Origin of the sequence: Bradyrhizobium sp. LA6.1 (genome assembly GCF_040547805.1) — a bacterium.
Lineage (GTDB): Bacteria > Pseudomonadota > Alphaproteobacteria > Rhizobiales > Xanthobacteraceae > Bradyrhizobium > Bradyrhizobium barranii.
The window spans coordinates 199948-218001 of record NZ_JBEPQK010000014.1 but is presented as its reverse complement, the minus strand read 5'-3'; the positions used below and the strand labels follow the sequence as shown (position 1 = coordinate 218001).

At 64.9% G+C, this 18054-nt stretch carries 19 protein-coding genes; 14 read left to right on the top strand and 5 right to left on the bottom strand.

Going from position 1 to position 18054, the window contains the following annotated elements; translation table 11 throughout:
• Positions 1 to 116: 116 nt before the first annotated feature.
• Positions 117 to 1250 (bottom strand): ROK family protein, encoded by a 1134-nt coding sequence (locus ABIB99_RS30070; protein WP_354178961.1) that lies wholly within the window; start codon positions 1248 to 1250, stop codon positions 117 to 119.
• Positions 1251 to 1581: 331 nt separating this feature from the next.
• On the opposite strand from ABIB99_RS30070, the gene rplU reads away from it, so the two are divergent.
• The 3 genes from rplU (at position 1582) to ABIB99_RS30055 (ending at position 3075) form a co-directional block, all read left to right on the top strand.
• Positions 1582 to 1971: a 50S ribosomal protein L21 gene (gene rplU / locus ABIB99_RS30065; protein WP_063980440.1), complete on the top strand. Its 390-nt coding sequence runs from the start codon at positions 1582 to 1584 to the stop codon at positions 1969 to 1971.
• Positions 1972 to 2068: 97 nt separating this feature from the next.
• The gene (gene rpmA / locus ABIB99_RS30060; RefSeq protein ID WP_011083253.1) at positions 2069 to 2338 is read left to right on the top strand and encodes a 50S ribosomal protein L27; all 270 of its coding nucleotides are present in this window, start codon (positions 2069 to 2071) and stop codon (positions 2336 to 2338) included.
• A 143-nt stretch (positions 2339 to 2481) separates the two neighbouring features.
• Positions 2482 to 3075, top strand: a complete 594-nt coding sequence (locus tag ABIB99_RS30055; protein ID WP_071908626.1) for a GNAT family N-acetyltransferase — start codon at positions 2482 to 2484, stop codon at positions 3073 to 3075.
• Between the two features lie 184 nt (positions 3076 to 3259).
• Here the strand turns inward: ABIB99_RS30055 and ABIB99_RS30050 are convergent, their stop codons facing one another.
• Complete coding sequence (locus ABIB99_RS30050) at positions 3260 to 4174, bottom strand: DMT family transporter (RefSeq protein ID WP_041960617.1); 915 nt, start codon at positions 4172 to 4174, stop codon at positions 3260 to 3262.
• Between the two features lie 118 nt (positions 4175 to 4292).
• On the opposite strand from ABIB99_RS30050, the gene ABIB99_RS30045 reads away from it, so the two are divergent.
• From ABIB99_RS30045 to ABIB99_RS30035, 3 genes are all read left to right on the top strand, one after another.
• A complete protein-coding gene (locus tag ABIB99_RS30045; RefSeq protein ID WP_014490587.1) occupies positions 4293 to 4775 on the top strand; it encodes a MaoC family dehydratase in 483 nt (160 codons plus the stop codon).
• Positions 4776 to 4860: 85 nt separating this feature from the next.
• Positions 4861 to 5901 carry a GTPase ObgE gene (gene obgE / locus ABIB99_RS30040; RefSeq protein WP_063980437.1) on the top strand — a complete coding sequence of 347 codons (1041 nt, stop codon included), beginning with the start codon at positions 4861 to 4863 and terminating at the stop codon, positions 5899 to 5901.
• Between the two features lie 82 nt (positions 5902 to 5983).
• Positions 5984 to 7618: an alkaline phosphatase family protein gene (locus ABIB99_RS30035; RefSeq protein ID WP_354178956.1), complete on the top strand. Its 1635-nt coding sequence runs from the start codon at positions 5984 to 5986 to the stop codon at positions 7616 to 7618.
• Positions 7619 to 7750: 132 nt separating this feature from the next.
• Here ABIB99_RS30035 and ABIB99_RS30030 read toward each other — a convergent pair whose 3' ends face one another.
• Entirely contained in the window at positions 7751 to 8716 is a 966-nt protein-coding gene (locus ABIB99_RS30030; RefSeq protein WP_063980435.1) for a Bug family tripartite tricarboxylate transporter substrate binding protein, read from the bottom strand.
• Positions 8717 to 8911: 195 nt separating this feature from the next.
• Here ABIB99_RS30030 and proB point away from each other — a divergent pair, with 195 nt between their 5' ends.
• Positions 8912 to 10033: a glutamate 5-kinase gene (gene proB / locus ABIB99_RS30025; protein WP_028149988.1), complete on the top strand. Its 1122-nt coding sequence runs from the start codon at positions 8912 to 8914 to the stop codon at positions 10031 to 10033.
• 19 nt (positions 10034 to 10052) lie between these two features.
• Here proB and ABIB99_RS30020 read toward each other — a convergent pair whose 3' ends face one another.
• Positions 10053 to 10349, bottom strand: a complete 297-nt coding sequence (locus tag ABIB99_RS30020) for a type II toxin-antitoxin system RelE/ParE family toxin (protein ID WP_354178953.1) — start codon at positions 10347 to 10349, stop codon at positions 10053 to 10055.
• Positions 10339 to 10617, bottom strand: a complete 279-nt coding sequence (locus ABIB99_RS30015; protein WP_063980433.1) for a type II toxin-antitoxin system ParD family antitoxin — start codon at positions 10615 to 10617, stop codon at positions 10339 to 10341. The genes ABIB99_RS30020 and ABIB99_RS30015 overlap by 11 nt, the downstream gene beginning before the upstream one ends.
• 194 nt (positions 10618 to 10811) lie before the next feature.
• Between ABIB99_RS30015 and ABIB99_RS30010 the strand changes: the two genes are divergently transcribed.
• From ABIB99_RS30010 to ABIB99_RS29980, 7 genes are all read left to right on the top strand, one after another.
• On the top strand, positions 10812 to 12107 hold the full coding sequence (locus ABIB99_RS30010; protein WP_063980432.1) for a glutamate-5-semialdehyde dehydrogenase: 1296 nt from the start codon (positions 10812 to 10814) through the stop codon (positions 12105 to 12107).
• Positions 12108 to 12130: 23 nt separating this feature from the next.
• Positions 12131 to 12775 (top strand): nicotinate-nucleotide adenylyltransferase, encoded by a 645-nt coding sequence (locus tag ABIB99_RS30005; protein WP_063980431.1) that lies wholly within the window; start codon positions 12131 to 12133, stop codon positions 12773 to 12775.
• A gap of 208 nt (positions 12776 to 12983) precedes the next feature.
• On the top strand, positions 12984 to 13340 hold the full coding sequence (rsfS, locus tag ABIB99_RS30000) for a ribosome silencing factor (protein WP_282524195.1): 357 nt from the start codon (positions 12984 to 12986) through the stop codon (positions 13338 to 13340).
• A gap of 93 nt (positions 13341 to 13433) precedes the next feature.
• Positions 13434 to 13916 carry a 23S rRNA (pseudouridine(1915)-N(3))-methyltransferase RlmH gene (rlmH, locus tag ABIB99_RS29995; RefSeq protein ID WP_135215820.1) on the top strand — a complete coding sequence of 161 codons (483 nt, stop codon included), beginning with the start codon at positions 13434 to 13436 and terminating at the stop codon, positions 13914 to 13916.
• Between the two features lie 32 nt (positions 13917 to 13948).
• Positions 13949 to 15286, top strand: a complete 1338-nt coding sequence (locus ABIB99_RS29990) for a murein hydrolase activator EnvC family protein (protein ID WP_085399705.1) — start codon at positions 13949 to 13951, stop codon at positions 15284 to 15286.
• Positions 15283 to 16638, top strand: coding sequence for a S41 family peptidase (locus ABIB99_RS29985; RefSeq protein ID WP_014490597.1), 1356 nt, complete (start codon positions 15283 to 15285; stop codon positions 16636 to 16638). Before ABIB99_RS29990 ends, ABIB99_RS29985 begins: the two co-directional genes overlap by 4 nt.
• 145 nt (positions 16639 to 16783) lie before the next feature.
• Entirely contained in the window at positions 16784 to 18007 is a 1224-nt protein-coding gene (locus ABIB99_RS29980; protein ID WP_354178947.1) for a divergent polysaccharide deacetylase family protein, read from the top strand.
• Positions 18008 to 18054: the final 47 nt, after the last annotated feature.

Genomic DNA, 18054 nt, shown 5'->3' with positions numbered 1-18054 from the left:
ATTGAAATACTGGCTGGGAAGGGCGGCTTCGCCGGCCAGGGTGAGGCGACGATTCGACCGTAGCGAGTGTCCTGTGCGCCGCAACGCAATCCGGTCCTTAACCTAACCAGTCAAGGTTACTCCTTGTCCGCCTTACTCTTTTTCTTGCCGTTCTCAGTAGAATCCCGGTCTTTTCCGTTGCCGTTGTCCTTGCGGCGGTTGGTGAAGCGGGCATTGCCGAGCCCGGTGCCGATGGTGAGCACGCCCCAGCGATCGACATCCTGCATGAACGGCACCTCGGAGAGGCCCTGAACCACGCCGTCATTGTGCATCAGGATCGCGGTGTCGTGCTCGCCGATCACAGGGATGCCCTCGATCAGGCTCGCCGGCAGGTTGAACTTGCTGCTCTCCCAATTGCCCGGCAGGTTCTGCGCGCCCTTCTCGATCGAGCCATCCGCGTTGATCACGCCGGGACAGGCGATGCCGATGAACGGCGCGAGCTTGTAGCCGTCTTTCCCGGCCTCGGTGATCAGCCCCTTCAGCATCTTGATGAGCCGCTTCACCGCGCCCTCGCGGGTCGGCTCGTCATCGGCATGACGCCACAGCTCGGATTTCACGACCTTGGCCTTCGAGAGGTCCTTGGCCTTCTTCCAGCCGGTCTCCACCAGGCCGCAGCGGATGTTGGTGCCGCCGATGTCGACGGCGAGGATGCTGTCATGGGCCTCGAAGATCCATGACGGCGCCAGATGCAGCGCGCCTATCAGGCCCGCTTCATCGGGATGGGCGCGGATCGGCACCATGTCGATCTTGAAATCCTCGGCCTTGAGGATGATCCCGGTGCGCGCGATCGCAAGCTCCCCGAGCCGTGAATCGCGGAAGCCGCCGCCGACGACGATGCGCTCGGTCTTCGCCCAGGCCTTGCTCTTGAGGAAGCGACGGGTGACGTAAGCGAGCTCCTGGGCAAAGTCCTCGATGGCGCTGTGCACCACGGCCCAGGCCTCGGTGTCATCGCCGATCAGGATGGCGTCCAGCGTCTTCTTGCTGATCTCATCCGATGGCTCCTTGCCGAACGGGTCCTCGCCGGACTTGCGCAGCGGCTTGCGCCAGCGCTCGAGGATTTCGCGGAACGCGCCCTTGCTGGCGCGGTCGCCGAGGAAACCATCCTCGTCCTTCATCTCGATGTTGAAGCTGTCGATGTCCACCGACGGCAGCCGTGCCGCGCCGTGGGCGGCGATGCCCGTCGTCGTCTTGACCAGTTCGTCCGTTGCCATGAAAGCCCTGCCCGGTTACCTGTTCCGGCCGGGACAACGGCGCGGGAACCCGTAAGTTGCAAGCCGGCTGCAGATTCGCCGGAGAGCCGCGAAGGATGCCAAATCCTTCAAATCCGGGCCGTTTCCGGCGGTTTTCCTTGACTTGCCGCGTCCGGCGGCTATAAGTCCCACAACCGGCGCGGGGCGTTTCTTGCGCCGCTTATTTTTGCGTGGGTTTTCAAAGGGATAACTCCCGCCCGCACAAAACGCGCATAAACCCATAGCGACTGACAAAAAGCCGGCCCGGACGATTCTCGTCGCGAGGCCGGGATTTGAACACGGAGAAAAAACGATGTTCGCAGTCATCAAAACCGGCGGCAAGCAATACCGCGTCGTGCCGGATGATGTTCTCGAAGTAGGCAAGATCGAAGGCGAAGTCGGCTCGATCATACAGCTGAATGAAGTGCTGGTGCTCGGCGGTGACACGCCGGTCCTGGGCGTCCCGACGGTCGCAGGCGCGTCCGTTGCGGTCGAGGTGCTCGACCACAAGCGCGGGCCGAAGGTCATCGCGTTCAAGAAGCGCCGCCGCAAGAATTCGCGCCGCAAGCGCGGCTATCGCGACGAGATCACGGTCCTCCGTATCTCCGAGATCCTGACGGACGGCGCCAAGCCCACCAAGGGGCCGCGTCCGAAGCGGGAGAAGGTCGCCAAGGAAGCGACCACCGAAGAAGCCGCCGCATAATTTGATCACGCGCAATCACGAATTGATGCGTGAGAAATTGTGAAATGATTCCGTCAAGGAATTGATCTAGAAATACGCAGGATTTTGGAGACGAGCCATGGCTCACAAAAAAGCAGGCGGATCATCGCGCAACGGTCGCGATTCGAAGGGCAAGCGCCTCGGCATCAAGGCGTTCGGCGGCGAGGTCGTGATTCCCGGCAACATCATTGCGCGTCAGCGCGGCACCACCTGGCATCCCGGCCTTAATGTCGGCATGGGCACGGACCACACTCTGTTCGCCAAGATCGAGGGTCGCGTCACGTTCCAAGCCAAAGCCAACGGCCGCACATTCGTATCGGTACTCCCGATCGCCGAGGCGGCTGAATAGACGGTGGACCAAATTTGGAGTCCGCCGGGTCCTTGACCGAACCGGCGGAGTCCACAAGACGGCTCCAGGGGAGGCAGGGAAACCGGCCTCCCCTTTCGTTTGACTTGCTCACTTTTCACTTAGTGACTTTGACGGAGCCGGACATGTTGCAGGATTTCTCGAGCGTGACCTTGCGGGAGGCGAGACCGAGTGTCGTCGCCACCGAGCGGCTGACGTTGCGGCGCCCGACTCTCGCCGACGTCAGGACCATCGCCCACCTCGCCAACGACCGCCGCGTCGCGGAAAACACCCGTCGCCTTCCACACCCCTATTCGCAGGACGACGCCGTCGAATTCGTCCGCGCCACCGCCGCGCTCGGCAGCGAGACCGTGTTCCTGATCGAGCACGACACCGGGCCGGTCGGCATGGTCGGCGTCGACCGCTCCACGCCCGACAATGCCGAGCTCGGCTACTGGCTCGGCGTCGAGCATTGGGGCCAGGGCTTTGCCACCGAGGCGGCGCGCGGCGCGATCGATTTCTTCTTCGAGGAGTTCGAGGACGATCATCTCTATGCGGGTGCGCGCGTCACCAATCCGGCCTCGCGCAACGTGCTGGAGAAGTGCGGCTTCCAGTGGAGCGGCGTCCAGCTGCATCGCTTCCTCGCGCTGGGCTCGTCCACGCCCGTCGATTGCTTCCGCCTGTCACGCGGCGTGTGGTCGTCGCTGAAGAACTGGAGCAGTGCGAGACGGATGAGGTAGGGCGGAGAGCTGCTCATTCTCCGCTGTCGTCCCGGGGCGCGACGAAGTCGCGAGCCCGGGACCCATAATCCCAGGGAGAAGTGTGGCGCAAAGCTCCCACTCCGAGTTATCGCAAAACGACGTCCTGTGGGTATGGGTCCCGGGCTCGCGCTTCGCGCGCCCCGGGACGACAGTGTGACCACAGCTACGCCGGCGGATTCACCTCGTTGCTCGGGCGGCCGAGATCCCGCTCCCGCAAGTAAATGTAGAACCCGGCGCCGATGATGATGGCGGCGCCGATGATGGTGGCAATCGACGGCACGTCGCCGAACACGACGAAGCCGAAGATTACGGCCCAGACGATCATCGAATATTGATAGGGCACCACGACGCTCGCCGGTGCCAGCTTGAGCGAGCGGTTGACGCAGAACAGCGCCGTCACCGAGACGCAACCCGCCAGTGCGAAGATCGCGAGGCTGCCCGGTGTCGGCGGCACCCAGTGGAATGCCGACAGCACGGCACCCAGCGAGAACGTGCCGATGAATTGCGACGACGCCATCACGATGTCGGGCGTCTTGCGCAGGCTGCGCGTGATCAGCATCAGGGTCGCAAACGACAGGCTGCCGCCGAGCGCGATCAGCGCCGGCAGGCTGACCGTCTGCGCCGACGGCCGCAACGCGATCAGCACGCCGCAGAAGCCGATCAGGATCGCCGTCCAGCGCCGCCAGCCGACCTTCTCGCCCAGAAAGATCGCCGACATCGCTGTGACGAAGATGGGGCCCGCGAGATAATAGGTGATGACGTCGGCGAGCGGCAGATAGACCGTCGCGAGGAAGAAAGCGGCCACTTCCAGCGTCGACAGCACGACGCGAAACAGCTGCAGGCGCGGCCGCTCCAGATGCAGGAACTGGTGACGCTGCCGCCAGACCAGCGGCGACAGCAGCAGTAGCGCCGCGCAGGCGCGCAGGAACAAGAGCTGCCCCACCGAATAGGTCCCGACCAGGAACTTGCCCATGGCGTCACCGAACGAGAACATGAAGATCGACAGCACCATCAGCGCAATGCCGGCCAGGCGTGCGGAGCGGTCGTCATAGGCGGAGAGATTCTTGAAGAAGGGCATTGGCGCCGTTTTAATCACGTGGGCGCGCCGGACAAGCCCGCATCTGCTGATTGAACGGATTGTCGCACTCTTCGCGGCGCGATAGCGATAGATGCCTCCCCAACTAGAGAGCATGGACATGACCGACTTCGACCCGACCCGGCATCGCATGATCCCCGCGCAACGCTGGTTTGAGGATTTCGTGGTCGGCGAGCGCTTCGTACTGCCGAGCCGCACCCAGACCTCGGCGGTGTTCGCCGCCTTCCAGACCGCGAGCGGCGACACCCATCCCGTGCATTACGACGTGGAATATTGCCGCAGCCGCGGCATGCCGCATCTGCTCGCCCACGGCTTCCAGACCTTGATCCACACCGCGCCCGGCGCAGGCCTGTTTCCGTTCATGGTCGAGGACTCCCTGGTCGGCTTCCTCGAGCAATCGAGCCGGTTCCTCAAACCGGTGTTCGCCGACGACACCATCTATCCCGCGCTCGAGGTCACGGAGCTGGTGCCGGGTCGCACGACCGGCGCGGTGACGCTCAAAAGCACCGTATTCAACCAGCGCAAGGAGCTGGTGCTGGAGGGGATGCAGAAATTCCTGATCCGGAGACGGCCTGCAGGTTAAGCACGGGGCCAAATTCGCCGAAATTCGGCCGATTCAGGGATAAGTCCGGGTTGCCGCGCGGGACCGCCTGCCCTACCTATGGCCCATGAAATTCCTCGACGAAGCAAAGGTCTATATCCGCTCCGGTGACGGCGGGAACGGCTGCGTGGCGTTCCGCCGCGAGAAGTTCATCGAATTCGGCGGTCCTTCCGGCGGCAATGGCGGCCGCGGCGGCAACGTGGTCATCGAGGTCGCCGACGGCCTCAACACGCTGATCGACTACCGCTACCAGCAGCATTTCAAGGCCCAGAAGGGCGAGAACGGTTCGGGCTCGGACCGTCATGGCGCCAACGGCAAGGCGATCGTGCTGAAGGTCCCCGTGGGCACGCAGATCTTCGACGAGGACCGCGAGACCCTGATCCACGACTTCACCGATGTCGGCGAGAAGTTCGTGCTGGCCGAGGGCGGCAATGGCGGCTTCGGCAACGCGCATTTCAAATCGTCGACCAACCGCGCGCCGCGCAACGCCAATCCCGGCCAGCCCGGCGAGGAGCGCTGGATTTGGCTGCGGCTGAAACTGATCGCGGATGCCGGCCTGGTCGGCCTGCCCAATGCCGGCAAGTCGACCTTCCTCTCCAAGGTCAGCGCGGCGAAGCCGAAGATCGCCGACTATCCCTTCACCACGCTGCATCCGCAGCTCGGCGTCGTGAATTCCGACGGCCGCGAATTCGTGCTGGCGGACATTCCCGGCCTGATCGAAGGCGCGCATGAAGGCGCCGGCCTCGGCGACCGCTTCCTCGGCCATGTCGAGCGCTGCCGCGTGCTGCTGCATCTCGTCGATGCGACCTGCGAGCATGCCGGCAAGGCCTACAAGACGGTGCGCAACGAGCTCAACGCCTATGGCGGCCTGCTCACCGACAAGATCGAGATCGTCGCGCTGAACAAGATCGACGCGGTCGGGCCGGACGAGTTGAAGAAGCAGAAAGACCGGCTGAAGCGCGCCGCCAAGAAGACGCCTCTGCTGCTCTCCGGCATCACCGGCGACGGCGTGAAGGAAGCGTTGCGCGCGCTTGTCGAAGTGATCGGCGAGGCCCCGGTATCGGCCAAGGCGAAGAGCGCGGCGGAAGCGGAGCCGTGGTCGGCGTAATCCGACCGGCTCAAGCGGCCCGCTTGTCTTCGCTGGCGCGATAGCGCAGCATCAAAAGATCAAGAAACGGCAGGGGCGAAGCATGGCGCGCGCGAAGAACGTTCTCTGGATCATGTGCGACCAGCTTCGCTACGACTATCTCGGCTGCACCGGCCATCCCACGCTGAAAACGCCCAACATCGACGCCATGGCCGAGCGTGGCGTGCTCTTCAGCAAGGCGTATGTGCAGTCGCCGATCTGCGGCCCGTCGCGGATGTCGTTCTACACCGGGCGCTACATGCGCTCGCACGGCTCGCACTGGAACGGCTGGCCGCTGCGCGTCGGCGAGCCCACGCTCGGCGACCACCTCAAGAAGATCGGCGTGCGCAACGTGCTGGTCGGCAAGACCCACATGGCGCCCGATCTCGAGGGCATGAAGGCGCTCGGCATCCCGCCGGAATCGATGATCGGCGTGCACGTCGCCGAATGTGGGTTCGAGCCTTATGAGCGTGACGACGGCCTGCATCCGACCGGACGGCCGCGCCCGAAATACGATGAGTACCTGCGCAGCCAAGGATTCGAGGCGCCCAATCCCTGGGAGCATTGGGCGAATTCCGGCGCAGCGGACGACGGCTCCTTGCAGAACGGCTGGCTCCTGGTGCATGCCGACAAGGCCGCGCGCGTGCCGGACGAGCACTCCGAGACGCCCTACATGACGCGGCGCGCGATGGACTTCATCAGCGAGGCCGAGACCGACGGCAGGCCGTGGTGCCTGCATCTGTCCTACATCAAGCCGCACTGGCCCTATATCGCGCCCGAGCCCTATGCGAGCATGTATTCGACCGATGACATGATCCCGGCGATCCGCTCCGAGCGCGAACGCCAGAACCCGCATCCGGTGTTCGGCGCCTACATGGACATGCGCTACTCCCGCAACATGGCGCGCGACGAGGCCCGCGAGAAGGTGATCCCGACCTATATGGGCCTGATCACCCAGATCGACGACCAGATGGGCGTGCTGATGAAGTTTTTGGAGGCGCGCGGTCTGCTGGACACCACCATGATCGTGTTCACCTCCGATCATGGCGATTATCTCGGCGATCACTGGATGGGCGAGAAGGATCTGTTCCACGAACAGTCGGCGAAGATTCCGTTGATCATCATCGATCCGTCGAAGGAAGCCGACGCCACGCGTGGCACGCGCAGCGACGCGCTGGTGGAAGGCATCGATCTCGCGCCGACCTTCGTCGATTATTTCGGCGGCAAGGTGCCGGGCCACATCCTCGAAGGACGCTCGCTGCTGCCACTGCTGCGCGGGCCAACGCCGAGCGATTGGCGCAAGGTGGCGTTCTCCGAATACGACTACGCCATGCAGGATGTGCGGCTGAAGCTGAACCAGCCGATCGAACGCTGCCGCCTGTTCATGGTGTTCGACGGCCGCTGGAAATACATCCACGCCTCCGGCTTCCGCCCGATGCTGTATGATCTCGAAACCGATCCGGAGGAATACGTCGATCGCGGCGACGATCCGGAATGCGCCGCGATCATCGCGAGGCTACAGGCCGAGCTGTTCGACTGGGCCCTGCATCCCAACGACCACATCACCACGCCGCGCGAGAAGATCGCGAACTATGCCGACAACCAGCTCCAGGTGAAGGGCGGCATTTTGATCGGCGTCTGGGATGAGGCGGAGCTTGCGTCGATCAAGGACGGGATCGCGCAACGCGCGAAGCTCTAAAACCCTCATGGTGAGGAGGCGCGAAGCGCCGTCTCGAACCATGCAGGCCCCGCTGCTACAGCCGGGCCTTTCATCCTTCGAGATGCCGCTCCGCGGCTCCTCAGGATGAGGGGATAGAGTAGCGCGCGGCATTCAATTCTCGATCTTGTACCCCGTCGCCTTCACGATCGGCTGCCAGAACGCCGTGTTGGCGGCGAGCTCCTTGGTCAGGCCATCCGCGGTGCTGCCGACCGGGATCAGCCCGATCGCGGTGAGCTTCTCCTTCACCTCGGGCCTGGCGAGCGCCGCACTCGCGGCGGCGCCGAGCTTGCTGGCGAAGTCCGGCGGGCTGCCGGCGGGAAGCCACATGCCGTACCAGGCATCCGCGACGAGATCGATGCCGCTCTCCTTCAGCGTCGGAACCTCAGGTGCGAACGGCGAACGTTCCGCGCTCGCGACCGCGATGATCTTCACGCCCTTGGCGCGGTGCTGCGGCAGCGCATCGGCCAATGTCACGATGCCGAACGACAGATGGCCGCCGATGAGATCGTTGAGGATAGGCGCGCTCCCGCGATAGGGCACGCGGGTCAAGGGAATGCCGAGATCCTTCTCGAGCTTGGAGCCCATGAAATGCGGAATGGTGCCGTTGCTCGGCACCCCGAACGACGTCTTGTCCGGATGCGCCTTCAGCCACGCCACGAATGACTTGAAATCGGCAGCGTCAATCGCCGGGCCGATCACGACTGCGAATTCGAACCGCGCCAACAGCGACACCGGCATGAAATCCCTGGCCGTGTCGAAGCTCGGCGTCGTCTCCACCATCGGCAGCAGGTACATGGTGGGGCCCGTCGTCACCAGCACCATGCTGCCGTCGGCACTCGCGCCCTTCACCGCCTTGATGCCGATCAGGCCGTCGCCGCCGGTACGGTTCTCGACGACGATGGTCCGTTGCAGCGCCGGCGCCATCTCCTGCGCGATCAGCCGGCACAGCGTGTCGCCGCCCGCTCCCGCCGCGAACGGGAAGATCATCTTTGTCAGCCCGGCCTGCGCTTGCGATCCGCCCGCCTGCGCCAACAGCGGCAACCCGAGACATCCGGCGATGAAGTTGCGGCGATCCATCGGTTTCCTCTTTGAGCCCATTATGGTTGGCGACAATTAGAGCCAGACGCGTGTCCCGGACAAGCGCCGTTTACCATTTTAGCCGCCTTGCGCCGGCCATCGTCCTGCTGCAAAAGCAGGCCTTAACCGGCGCCGCCTGTCGCTCCGCCGTTTCCGATGCAGAGCAATCCGTCACACGCGCCAACGCATACACACATGGCCAGCCCCGAACTCAGTCAATTCCGCCGCATCGTCGTCAAGGTCGGCTCCGCCCTGCTGGTCGATTCCGACAAGGGCGAGGTGCGCGCCTCCTGGCTCGCCGCGCTCGCCGACGACATGGCCAAGCTGCATCGCGAGGGCCGCGATGTGCTCGTGGTGTCCTCGGGCTCGATCGCACTCGGCCGCAGCCGCCTCAAGCTGCCGCGCGGCCCGCTGAAGCTGGAGGAGAGCCAGGCGGCCGCCGCCGTCGGCCAGATCGCGCTGGCGCGGATCTGGTCGGAGGTGCTCGGCGCCCACGGCATCGGCGCGGGGCAGATCCTGGTCACGCTCCAGGACACCGAGGAGCGCCGCCGCTATCTCAACGCTCGCTCCACCATCGGCAAGCTGCTGGAATGGCGCGCGATCCCCGTCATCAACGAGAACGATACGGTCGCCACCAACGAGATCCGCTACGGCGACAATGACCGCCTCGCCGCGCGCGTCGCCACCATGGCGAGCGCCGATTTGCTGGTGCTGCTGTCCGATATCGACGGGCTCTACGACGCCCCGCCGAAGAACAATCCGAACGCAAAACTCATTCCCGTGGTCGACAGCATCTCCTCCGAGATCGAGGCCGTGGCAGGCGACGCCGAGTCCGAGCTGTCGCGCGGCGGCATGCGCACCAAGGTCGAGGCAGCCAAGATCGCGACCACAGGCGGCACGCATATGCTGATCGCCTCGGGCAAGATCGAGCATCCCCTGCAGGCGATCGCCGACGGCGGCCGCTGCACCTGGTTCCTGACGCCGGCCAACCCCATCACCTCGCGCAAGCGGTGGATCGCGGGCACGCTGGAGCCGAAGGGCACGCTGACCATCGATGCCGGTGCCGTGACGGCGCTGCGTGCCGGCGCCAGCCTGCTGCCGGCCGGTGTGATCAAGGTCGAAGGCCAGTTCGCCCGCGGCGATGCCGTGATCGTGCGCGGTCCTGATACCAGCGAGGTCGGCCGCGGCCTGATCGCCTACGATGCCGAGGTCGCCGAGCGGATCAAGGGCCGCTCGTCCCCGGACGTGATGGCCATCCTGGGCATCAGCGGGAGGTCCGAGATGATCCACCGCGACGATCTGGTGGTGGGTGGGTAAGGACGAGCAAGTCCGCCAACTATTGCATGTCGTCAGAGCCGATATCCTGGCGGCCGTGCATCACGCGGACGATCTCGACTCCATCGGGCAGCGGGACATAGAAGATCACGTAATTGCCAACGGAGAAGCTGCGCAGGCTGTCGCGCAATTCTCGCCGTTCGCGGCCAGCCAAGGGATTTTCCACGAGCATCTCGAAAATCTCGCCGATGCGCGCGATCTGCTTGTCGGCCGCCCGAACGCTGTCCGACGCGATGAAATCCCAGATCGAATCTAGATCTTGGTCGGCTTGTGGGGCCTTGCGGAATCTATTCGCCACGTTTGCGCGCGGCCAGTCGCTGCCGTCCCCGCGCCTTGATGTCGTTCATCCATTCCTGGACATCGACCTCTTCCATTGGTCCGCTGTCAAACCCCTTCTGGATTTCCTCCCGCAGCGCCTCCAGCTTGACCCTGCGCCGCTCTTCACGCTCCTCGACTAGGCGAAGGCCTTCGCGCATGACCTCGCTCGCGGTGGCATAGCGGCCGCTCTCGACCAGATCGTCGATCAGGTCCTCGAAATGCTTTCCAATGCTGTAGCTGCTCGCCATGGAACGGCTCCGTTATCAAGTAATGATATTTATTGATATTTGAGCGCCTCGCAAGGATCCGTCCGGCCTCGGGGGCAACCAGGCCATTGGCCGACCGGGCGGCGCGAACCGGGCCCCAGCCATACCCTCCCGACCCTTCGCAGACGCGGGATTTCCGTGCTAGGACACTGCCTTAGCAGAAGGTTGAACTCTCCATGGCCGCCCCCCTCAAAGCCGTCGACGGCAATGCCGATCTCCAGGCGCTGATGTCCGATCTCGCCGCCCGTGCCCGCGCTGCCGCGCGCGTGCTGGCGCTGGCGCCGCCGGAGCAGAAGAACAGGGCGCTCGGGGCCATGGAGCGGGCGATCCGCGCGAACTCTGCCGCGATCCTTGCCGCCAATGCCGAGGACGTCGCGGAGGCCCGGGCCTCGGGCACCATGATCGCCTCATTCATCGACCGCCTGACGCTGACACCTGCGCGCGTCGAGTCGATGGCCGAGGGCATCGGTATCGTGCGCGGCATCGCCGATCCGATCGGCATCGTCACCGAGAGCTGGCAGCGGCCGAACGGCATGACCATCGAGCGCGTGCGCGTTCCGCTCGGCGTCGTCGGCGTGATCTTCGAGAGCCGGCCGAACGTTGCGGCGGATGCCGGCGTGCTGTGCCTGAAATCCGGCAATGCCGTGATCCTGCGCGGCGGCTCCGACAGTTTTCGTTCGTGCCGCGCGATCCATGAATGTCTCGTCCAGGGCCTGCGTGACGCCGGGCTCCCCGAAGCTGCGATCACGCTGGTGCCGACGCGCGACCGCGCGGCGGTCGGCATGATGCTGTCGGGGTTGAACGGCGCCATCGACGTGATCGTTCCGCGCGGAGGCAAGAGCCTCGTCGCGCGCGTCGAGCAGGAGGCCCGCGTGCCCGTGTTCGCGCATCTCGAAGGCGTCAACCACGTCTATATCGATGCCAGCGCCGACCTCGCCATGGCGAAGTCGATCGTGCTCAACGCCAAGATGCGCCGCACCGGCGTCTGCGGCGCGGCCGAGACGCTGCTGGTCGATCGCGCCGCGGCCGCCAAGAACCTGAGGCCGCTGGTCGAGATGCTGATCGAGGCCGGCTGCGAAGTGCGCGGCGACGACGCCGTGCAGAAGACCGATGCGCGCGTCAAGGCTGCCAGCGAAGACGATTGGGACACCGAATATCTCGACGCGATCATCGCGGCGAAGGTGGTGGACGGTGTCGACGGCGCAATCGCGCATATCCAGAACCACGGCTCGCACCACACCGATGCGATCGTGAGCGCGGATGAGGCTGCTGCGAAGAAATTCCTGAGCGAGGTCGATTCCGCGATCGTGCTGCACAATGCCTCGACGCAATTCGCCGACGGCGGCGAGTTCGGTTTCGGCGCCGAGATCGGCATCGCCACTGGCCGATTCCACGCCCGTGGTCCTGTCGGCGCCGAGCAGCTCACGAGCTTCAAATATCGCGTCCACGGCACAGGTCAGACGCGGCCGTAAGTCATGTCGCGAGGCGTGGGGCATTGAGTAACAATTTCGTCGCGCCACGTTTCTTCGCGCAGGCCATTCCGCCCTACACCGAAGGCATGCGCGTCGGCCTGCTCGGCGGCTCGTTCAATCCACCGCACGAGGCCCATCGCGCCATCAGCCAGTTCGCGCTGAAACGCCTCCGACTCGACCGCGTGTGGTGGCTCGTGACGCCGGGCAATCCGCTGAAGGAGAACGGCACGCTGCATGAGCTCGGCGCGCGCATGCAAGCCGCGCGCGACGTCGCCGACGATCCCAGGATCGAGGTGACCTGTCTCGAATCCGTCATTCGTACCCGCTATACTATCGACACGATCAACACCTTGCGCCGCCGCCTCAGCGGCCTGCGCTTTGTCTGGATCATGGGCGCCGACAATCTCGCTCAATTCCATCGTTGGCAGCACTGGCGGCGCATCGCCGACCAGGTGCCGATTGCGGTCATCGATCGCCCGCCGCAGAGTTTTCGCGCCCTCGCCTCGCCCGCTGCCCAGGCCCTTGCACGCTACCGCGTGCCCGAGACGGACGCGGCATTGCTGCCGGATCGGCCAGCGCCGGCCTGGGTCTTTCTGACGGGGTTGAAACTGAACCTGTCCTCGACCGGCTTGCGGAACCCGGACGGGAGCTGGAAAGGTCCGAAGTGAGACGGAGTGTGTGGACGTTGTGGGGATTTCAGACTCTCTGGCATATTGAAACCCTTAACCCCACATGATGTAGTGTAACCAGTGAGCGTCGGATTCGGCGTTCGCGATACAGTGAAAGGAATGGTCCCTGACCACATCTGTATTGTCCAAGTCTGTTTTACCCAAGGTAGCGAAACCGGCGCGTAAAACATCGACCAAAGCTGCGGCCTTGAAGGCGCAACCCGACGCCGACAAGACGCTGAGCCTGATCCTCTCCCGCCTCGACGACATGAAGGCGGAAGAGACGGTCACCATCGACCTTCGCGGCAAATCGGCGTACTCCGACTATATGATCGTCACCACCGGCCGGGTGAACCGGCACGTCGGCGCGATCGCGGACAACGTCGCCAAGGGCCTCAAGGAAAACGGTATCAAGAACATCCACGTCGAGGGCTTGCCCAATTGCGACTGGGTGCTGATCGATTCCGGCGATGTGATCGTGCACGTGTTCAGACCCGAGGTCCGCGAGTTCTACAATCTCGAGAGATTGTACACCCAGGGCCCTGGGGCGGCGAAGGCGATCTAGGCTCATCGAGCCGATTTCGAATCGGCTGACGCGCATGCTAGCGTCGTGCGCGCGCATATTGCGCGCGGTCTTGAAACACGACCTGAAGATATCATGCGCGTTGCTGTCATTGCGGTGGGCCGGCTGAAGCAGGGCCCCGAACGGGAGCTTGCCGACCGCTATTTCGAGCGGTTCGACGAAGCCGGCCGCAAGCTCGGATTCCGCGAGCTCAGCATCCACGAAATCCCCGAAAGCCGCGCGCGCGACACCGCGACTCGGATGGCCGAAGAGGCCGCGGCGATCGGTGCGCACATCCCGGAAAAATCGATCCTGGTGGCGATGGACGAGCGCGGCCAGAATCTCGACTCCACCGTATTCGCACGGCACCTCGGGCGCTGGCGCGACGAGGGTGCCGGACATACTATCTTCGTGATCGGAGGGGCGGACGGACTTTCGCCCGAATTGCGCCGTAAGGCCAAGCTCGCGATCGCGTTCGGCTCTGCGACCTGGCCGCACCAAATGGTCCGCGTCATGCTTCTGGAACAGCTTTATCGGGCCGCCACCATTCTGGCCGGCCACCCCTATCACCGCGCGTGATGCGCGCACAACGAGCACCTTTGCGTAAAGCGATGCGAGCGCCGATCCTCAACCTGCTGCTGATCGCCGGCGTCACGGGCGCAAGCCTCGCGCAAGCTCAGACGCAAGGTCAGACAATTGCGCCCGCGCCACAGACGGCGGCTGTCTCGCCCGATGCAATCAAGCAGCGCGAGCAGGAGCTCGAGGCCGCCCGCGCGAGGCAGAAGAGCGCCGAGGAAGCGCAGGCCAAGCTCAAGGCCGAGATCACCTCGCTCGGCCAGGACCGCACCCAGCTCAATCAGCAGCTGATCGATACCGCAGCCAATGTGCGGACCGTCGAGACCAAGATCGACGAAGCCGAAGCGCGGCTGCGCTCGCTCAACGGCCGCGAGCAGCAGATGCGCACCTCGCTGGAGTCGCGCCGCGCCGACATCGTCGAGGTGCTGGCGGCCCTGCAGCGCGCCGGCCGGCGCACGCCGCCGGCGCTGTTGGTGCGGCCAGAAGATGCGCTGCAATCACTGCGCACCGCCATGCTGCTCGGCGCCGTGGTGCCGGAATTGCGCGGCCGCGCCGAGAAGCTCGCCGGCGACCTCGGCGAGCTCGTGGCCTTGCGCAAGAACATCGCCGCCGAACGCGACCAGCTTGCCATCGACCGCGACAAGGTCCGCAACGACCAGACCCGGCTTACCGCCCTGGTCGACGAGCGCCAGCGCCAGCAGGCGTCGCGTGAAAAGGATCTCGACGCCGAGAACTCGCGCGCCATCGCGCTCTCCAGGCAGGTCGGCGATCTCCAGGGGCTGATCACCAAGATGGAGCAGGATCTGCAGAGCGCCGCCAAGGCCGCCGAGAAGGCGGCCGAGGCCGCCAAGCAGGCCGAGGCCAAGGCGGCCGCCAGTGCCAAGCCCGGTCCGGGCACTTTCAAGGACCGGTCCCGGACCACCCCGGCGATCGCCTTCGCCGCGGCCAAGGGGCTCCTGCCTCTGCCGGTTAACGGTAACAAGATCAGGGATTTTGGCGGTTCCGATGGGGTCGGCGGTGTCCAGAAGGGCATTTCGCTGGCAACCAGGCCCGGCTCCCAGGTCACGACGCCGTGTGATGGCTGGGTTGTCTATTCCGGCCCGTTCCGCAGCTATGGACAACTCTTGATCCTCAACGCCGGGGGCGGGTATCATGTCCTGATCGCCGGGATGGAGCGCATTTCGGTTAACATCGGTCAGTTTGTGCTCACGGGGGAACCGGTCGCGACCATGGGGTCGACCTCTCAAGTCGCCTCCATTCTCGCCACGAACGCGAGTCAACCTGTGCTGTATGTCGAGTTCCGTAAGGACGGCACTCCAATCGATCCAGGCCCATGGTGGGCCGCAAATGAAGGCGAGAAGGTTCGCGGATGATGCGCAAGACTTCAGTTATCCTCCTCAGCGCGGCCACCGGTGCTGCGCTGACGCTGTTCGTGACCCAGCCGCGCGCGGTCTTCATGGGCTCCAGCGCGCGAGCCGCAACTGCAGACACCTATCGCCAGCTCAATCTGTTCGGCGATGTGTTCGAGCGCGTGCGCTCGGACTATGTCGAGAAGCCCGATGACACGAAGCTGATCGAATCCGCCATCAGCGGCATGCTCACCGGCCTCGATCCGCATTCGAGCTACATGGACGCCAAGAGCTTCCGCGACATGCAGGTGCAAACCCGCGGTGAGTTCGGCGGTCTCGGCATCGAAGTCACGATGGAGGACGGCCTGATCAAGGTGGTCTCGCCGATCGACGACACCCCCGCTTCGCGCGCCGGCGTCATGGCCAACGACATCATCACCAATCTCGACGACGAAGCCGTGCAGGGCCTGACCCTGAACCAGGCGGTCGAGAAGATGCGCGGTCCGGTCAACACCAAGATCAAGCTCAAGATCATCCGCAAGGGCCAGGACAATCCGATCGACGTCACCCTGGTGCGCGACAACATTCGCGTCCGCTCGGTGCGCGCGCGCATCGAGGCCGACGACATCGCCTATATCCGCATCACCACCTTCAACGAGCAGACCACCGAAGGCCTGAAGCGCGAGGTCGCCAACCTCTCGAATCAGATCGGCGACAAGCTCAAGGGCTACATCATCGACCTTCGCAACAACCCGGGCGGCCTGCTCGAGGAAGCGGTCACGGTCTCCGACTCGTTCCTCGAGAAGGGCGAGATCGTCTCGACCCGCGGCCGCAATGCCGAGGAGACCCAGCGCCGCACCGCGCATGCGGGCGACCTCACCAAGGGCAAGCCTGTCATCGTGCTGGTCAACGGCGGTTCGGCCTCGGCGTCGGAAATCGTCGCCGGCGCGCTCCAGGACCACAAGCGCGCGACCATCGTCGGCACGCGCTCGTTCGGCAAGGGCTCGGTGCAGACCATCATTCCGCTCGGCTCGGGCAACGGCGCGCTGCGGCTGACCACGGCGCGCTACTACACGCCGTCGGGCAAGTCGATCCAGGCGAAGGGCATCGTGCCCGACATCGAAGTGCTCCAGGATGTGCCGGACGAGCTGAAGTCGCGCACCGACACCAAGGGCGAGGCTTCGCTGCGCGGCCATCTCAAGAACGACGGCGACGAGAAGACCGGCTCGCAGTCCTACGTCCCGCCGGACGCCAAGGACGACAAGGCGCTCAAGCTCGCGGACGATCTGCTCCACGGCATCAAGAACAGCGCCTCCGCGGCGCCGACGCCGGGCGACAACAAGGCCACGACCGACAAGCCCAAAGCGGCGAACTAAGTCGGCGCGTCACCTCATCTCGCGAAAAGGGCGGCTCCGGGAGCCGCCCTTTTTGCTTGGGGCTCCTGCTAACCCCGGCCTATCCCGGCCTGACGCCGCTTGACCTCGGCGTGGTATCGTCGGCGGGAGTGATTCGGGATCTCGCATGACTGAAACGGCCGATGATCTGAGCGCCCCGCTCGGACAGGACAAGCCGCGCCGGAAGCGGCGGCTGCGGCTGCCGTTCACAGCCATGCAGGCCCTCGCGGTCATGCTCGGCCTGTTCCTGGTCGTCTTCGCCGCCTTCGCCATCTTCAACAAGGATCCGCTCGGCGGCGAGCCGATGACGCGAATTGCGATCCGCGAGCCCAGGGCCACCGACGAGAAGCCGGCCGCCGCGAGCCCTGGCCAGGAGAGCAAGCCGGAGAGCAAGCACGAGGCCAAGGAGGCGCCGAAGCAGGCGGGCGAGCAGAAGACCGTCACCATGATCGACGGTTCCACCGGCACGCGCCACGACGTGGTGATCGGTGGCGGCGATGCCGCCGACAAAGGCGACGCGGCGGCCGCCTCCGCCCCACCGCCCGTCATGACCGGGATCGACCCAAAACTGCTGGAAAAATCGCGCTACGGCATGATCCCCGTGACGGCCGAGGGCGCGAAGCCGTTCAACGTCTACGCGGCGGATGCCGACCGCGCCAAGGCGGCAAAGATGCCCGTGGTCGCGATCCTGATCGGCGGCCTCGGCGTCGGCGCGGCCAAGACCACCGACGCGATCATGCGGCTGCCGCCGGCGGTGACGCTGGCCTTCACGCCCTATGGTGCCGACCCCGGCAAGCTCGCCGAGCGGGCCCGCGCCCAGCGCCACGAGATCTTCCTCCAGATCCCGATGGAGCCCTACGACTTCCCGGACAACGACCCGGGCCCGCAGACGCTGCTGACCTCGCTCACCACCGACCAGAACATGGACCGCCTGTACTGGCACCTGAGCCGGATGCAGGGCTATGCCGGCCTCACCAATTTCATGGGCGCCCGCTTCGTGGCGACCGACGCCGCGATGCAGCCGATCATCCGCGAGGCGGCCAAGCGCGGCCTCGGCTTCTTCGACGACGGCTCCTCGCCGCGCAGCATCGCGCCCCAGGCCGCGGGCAGCCAGGCGATGCCGTTCGGCAAGGGCGATATCGCGATCGACGTGGTGCCGACCCCCGCGGAGATCGACCGCGCCCTGAACAAGCTCGAATCGATGGCGCGCGAGCGCGGCGTCGCAATCGGCACCGCCTCCGCCCTGCCGGTCTCGATCGAGCGCATCAGCAGCTGGACCAAGACATTGAGCGACCGTGGTATCCTTTTGGTGCCGTTGACAACCGCGATGCTGAAATCAAAATCTAGCTAAATCAACGGATTGGTACGTTACGGGCCCTCGGGACCGGCATACCCACC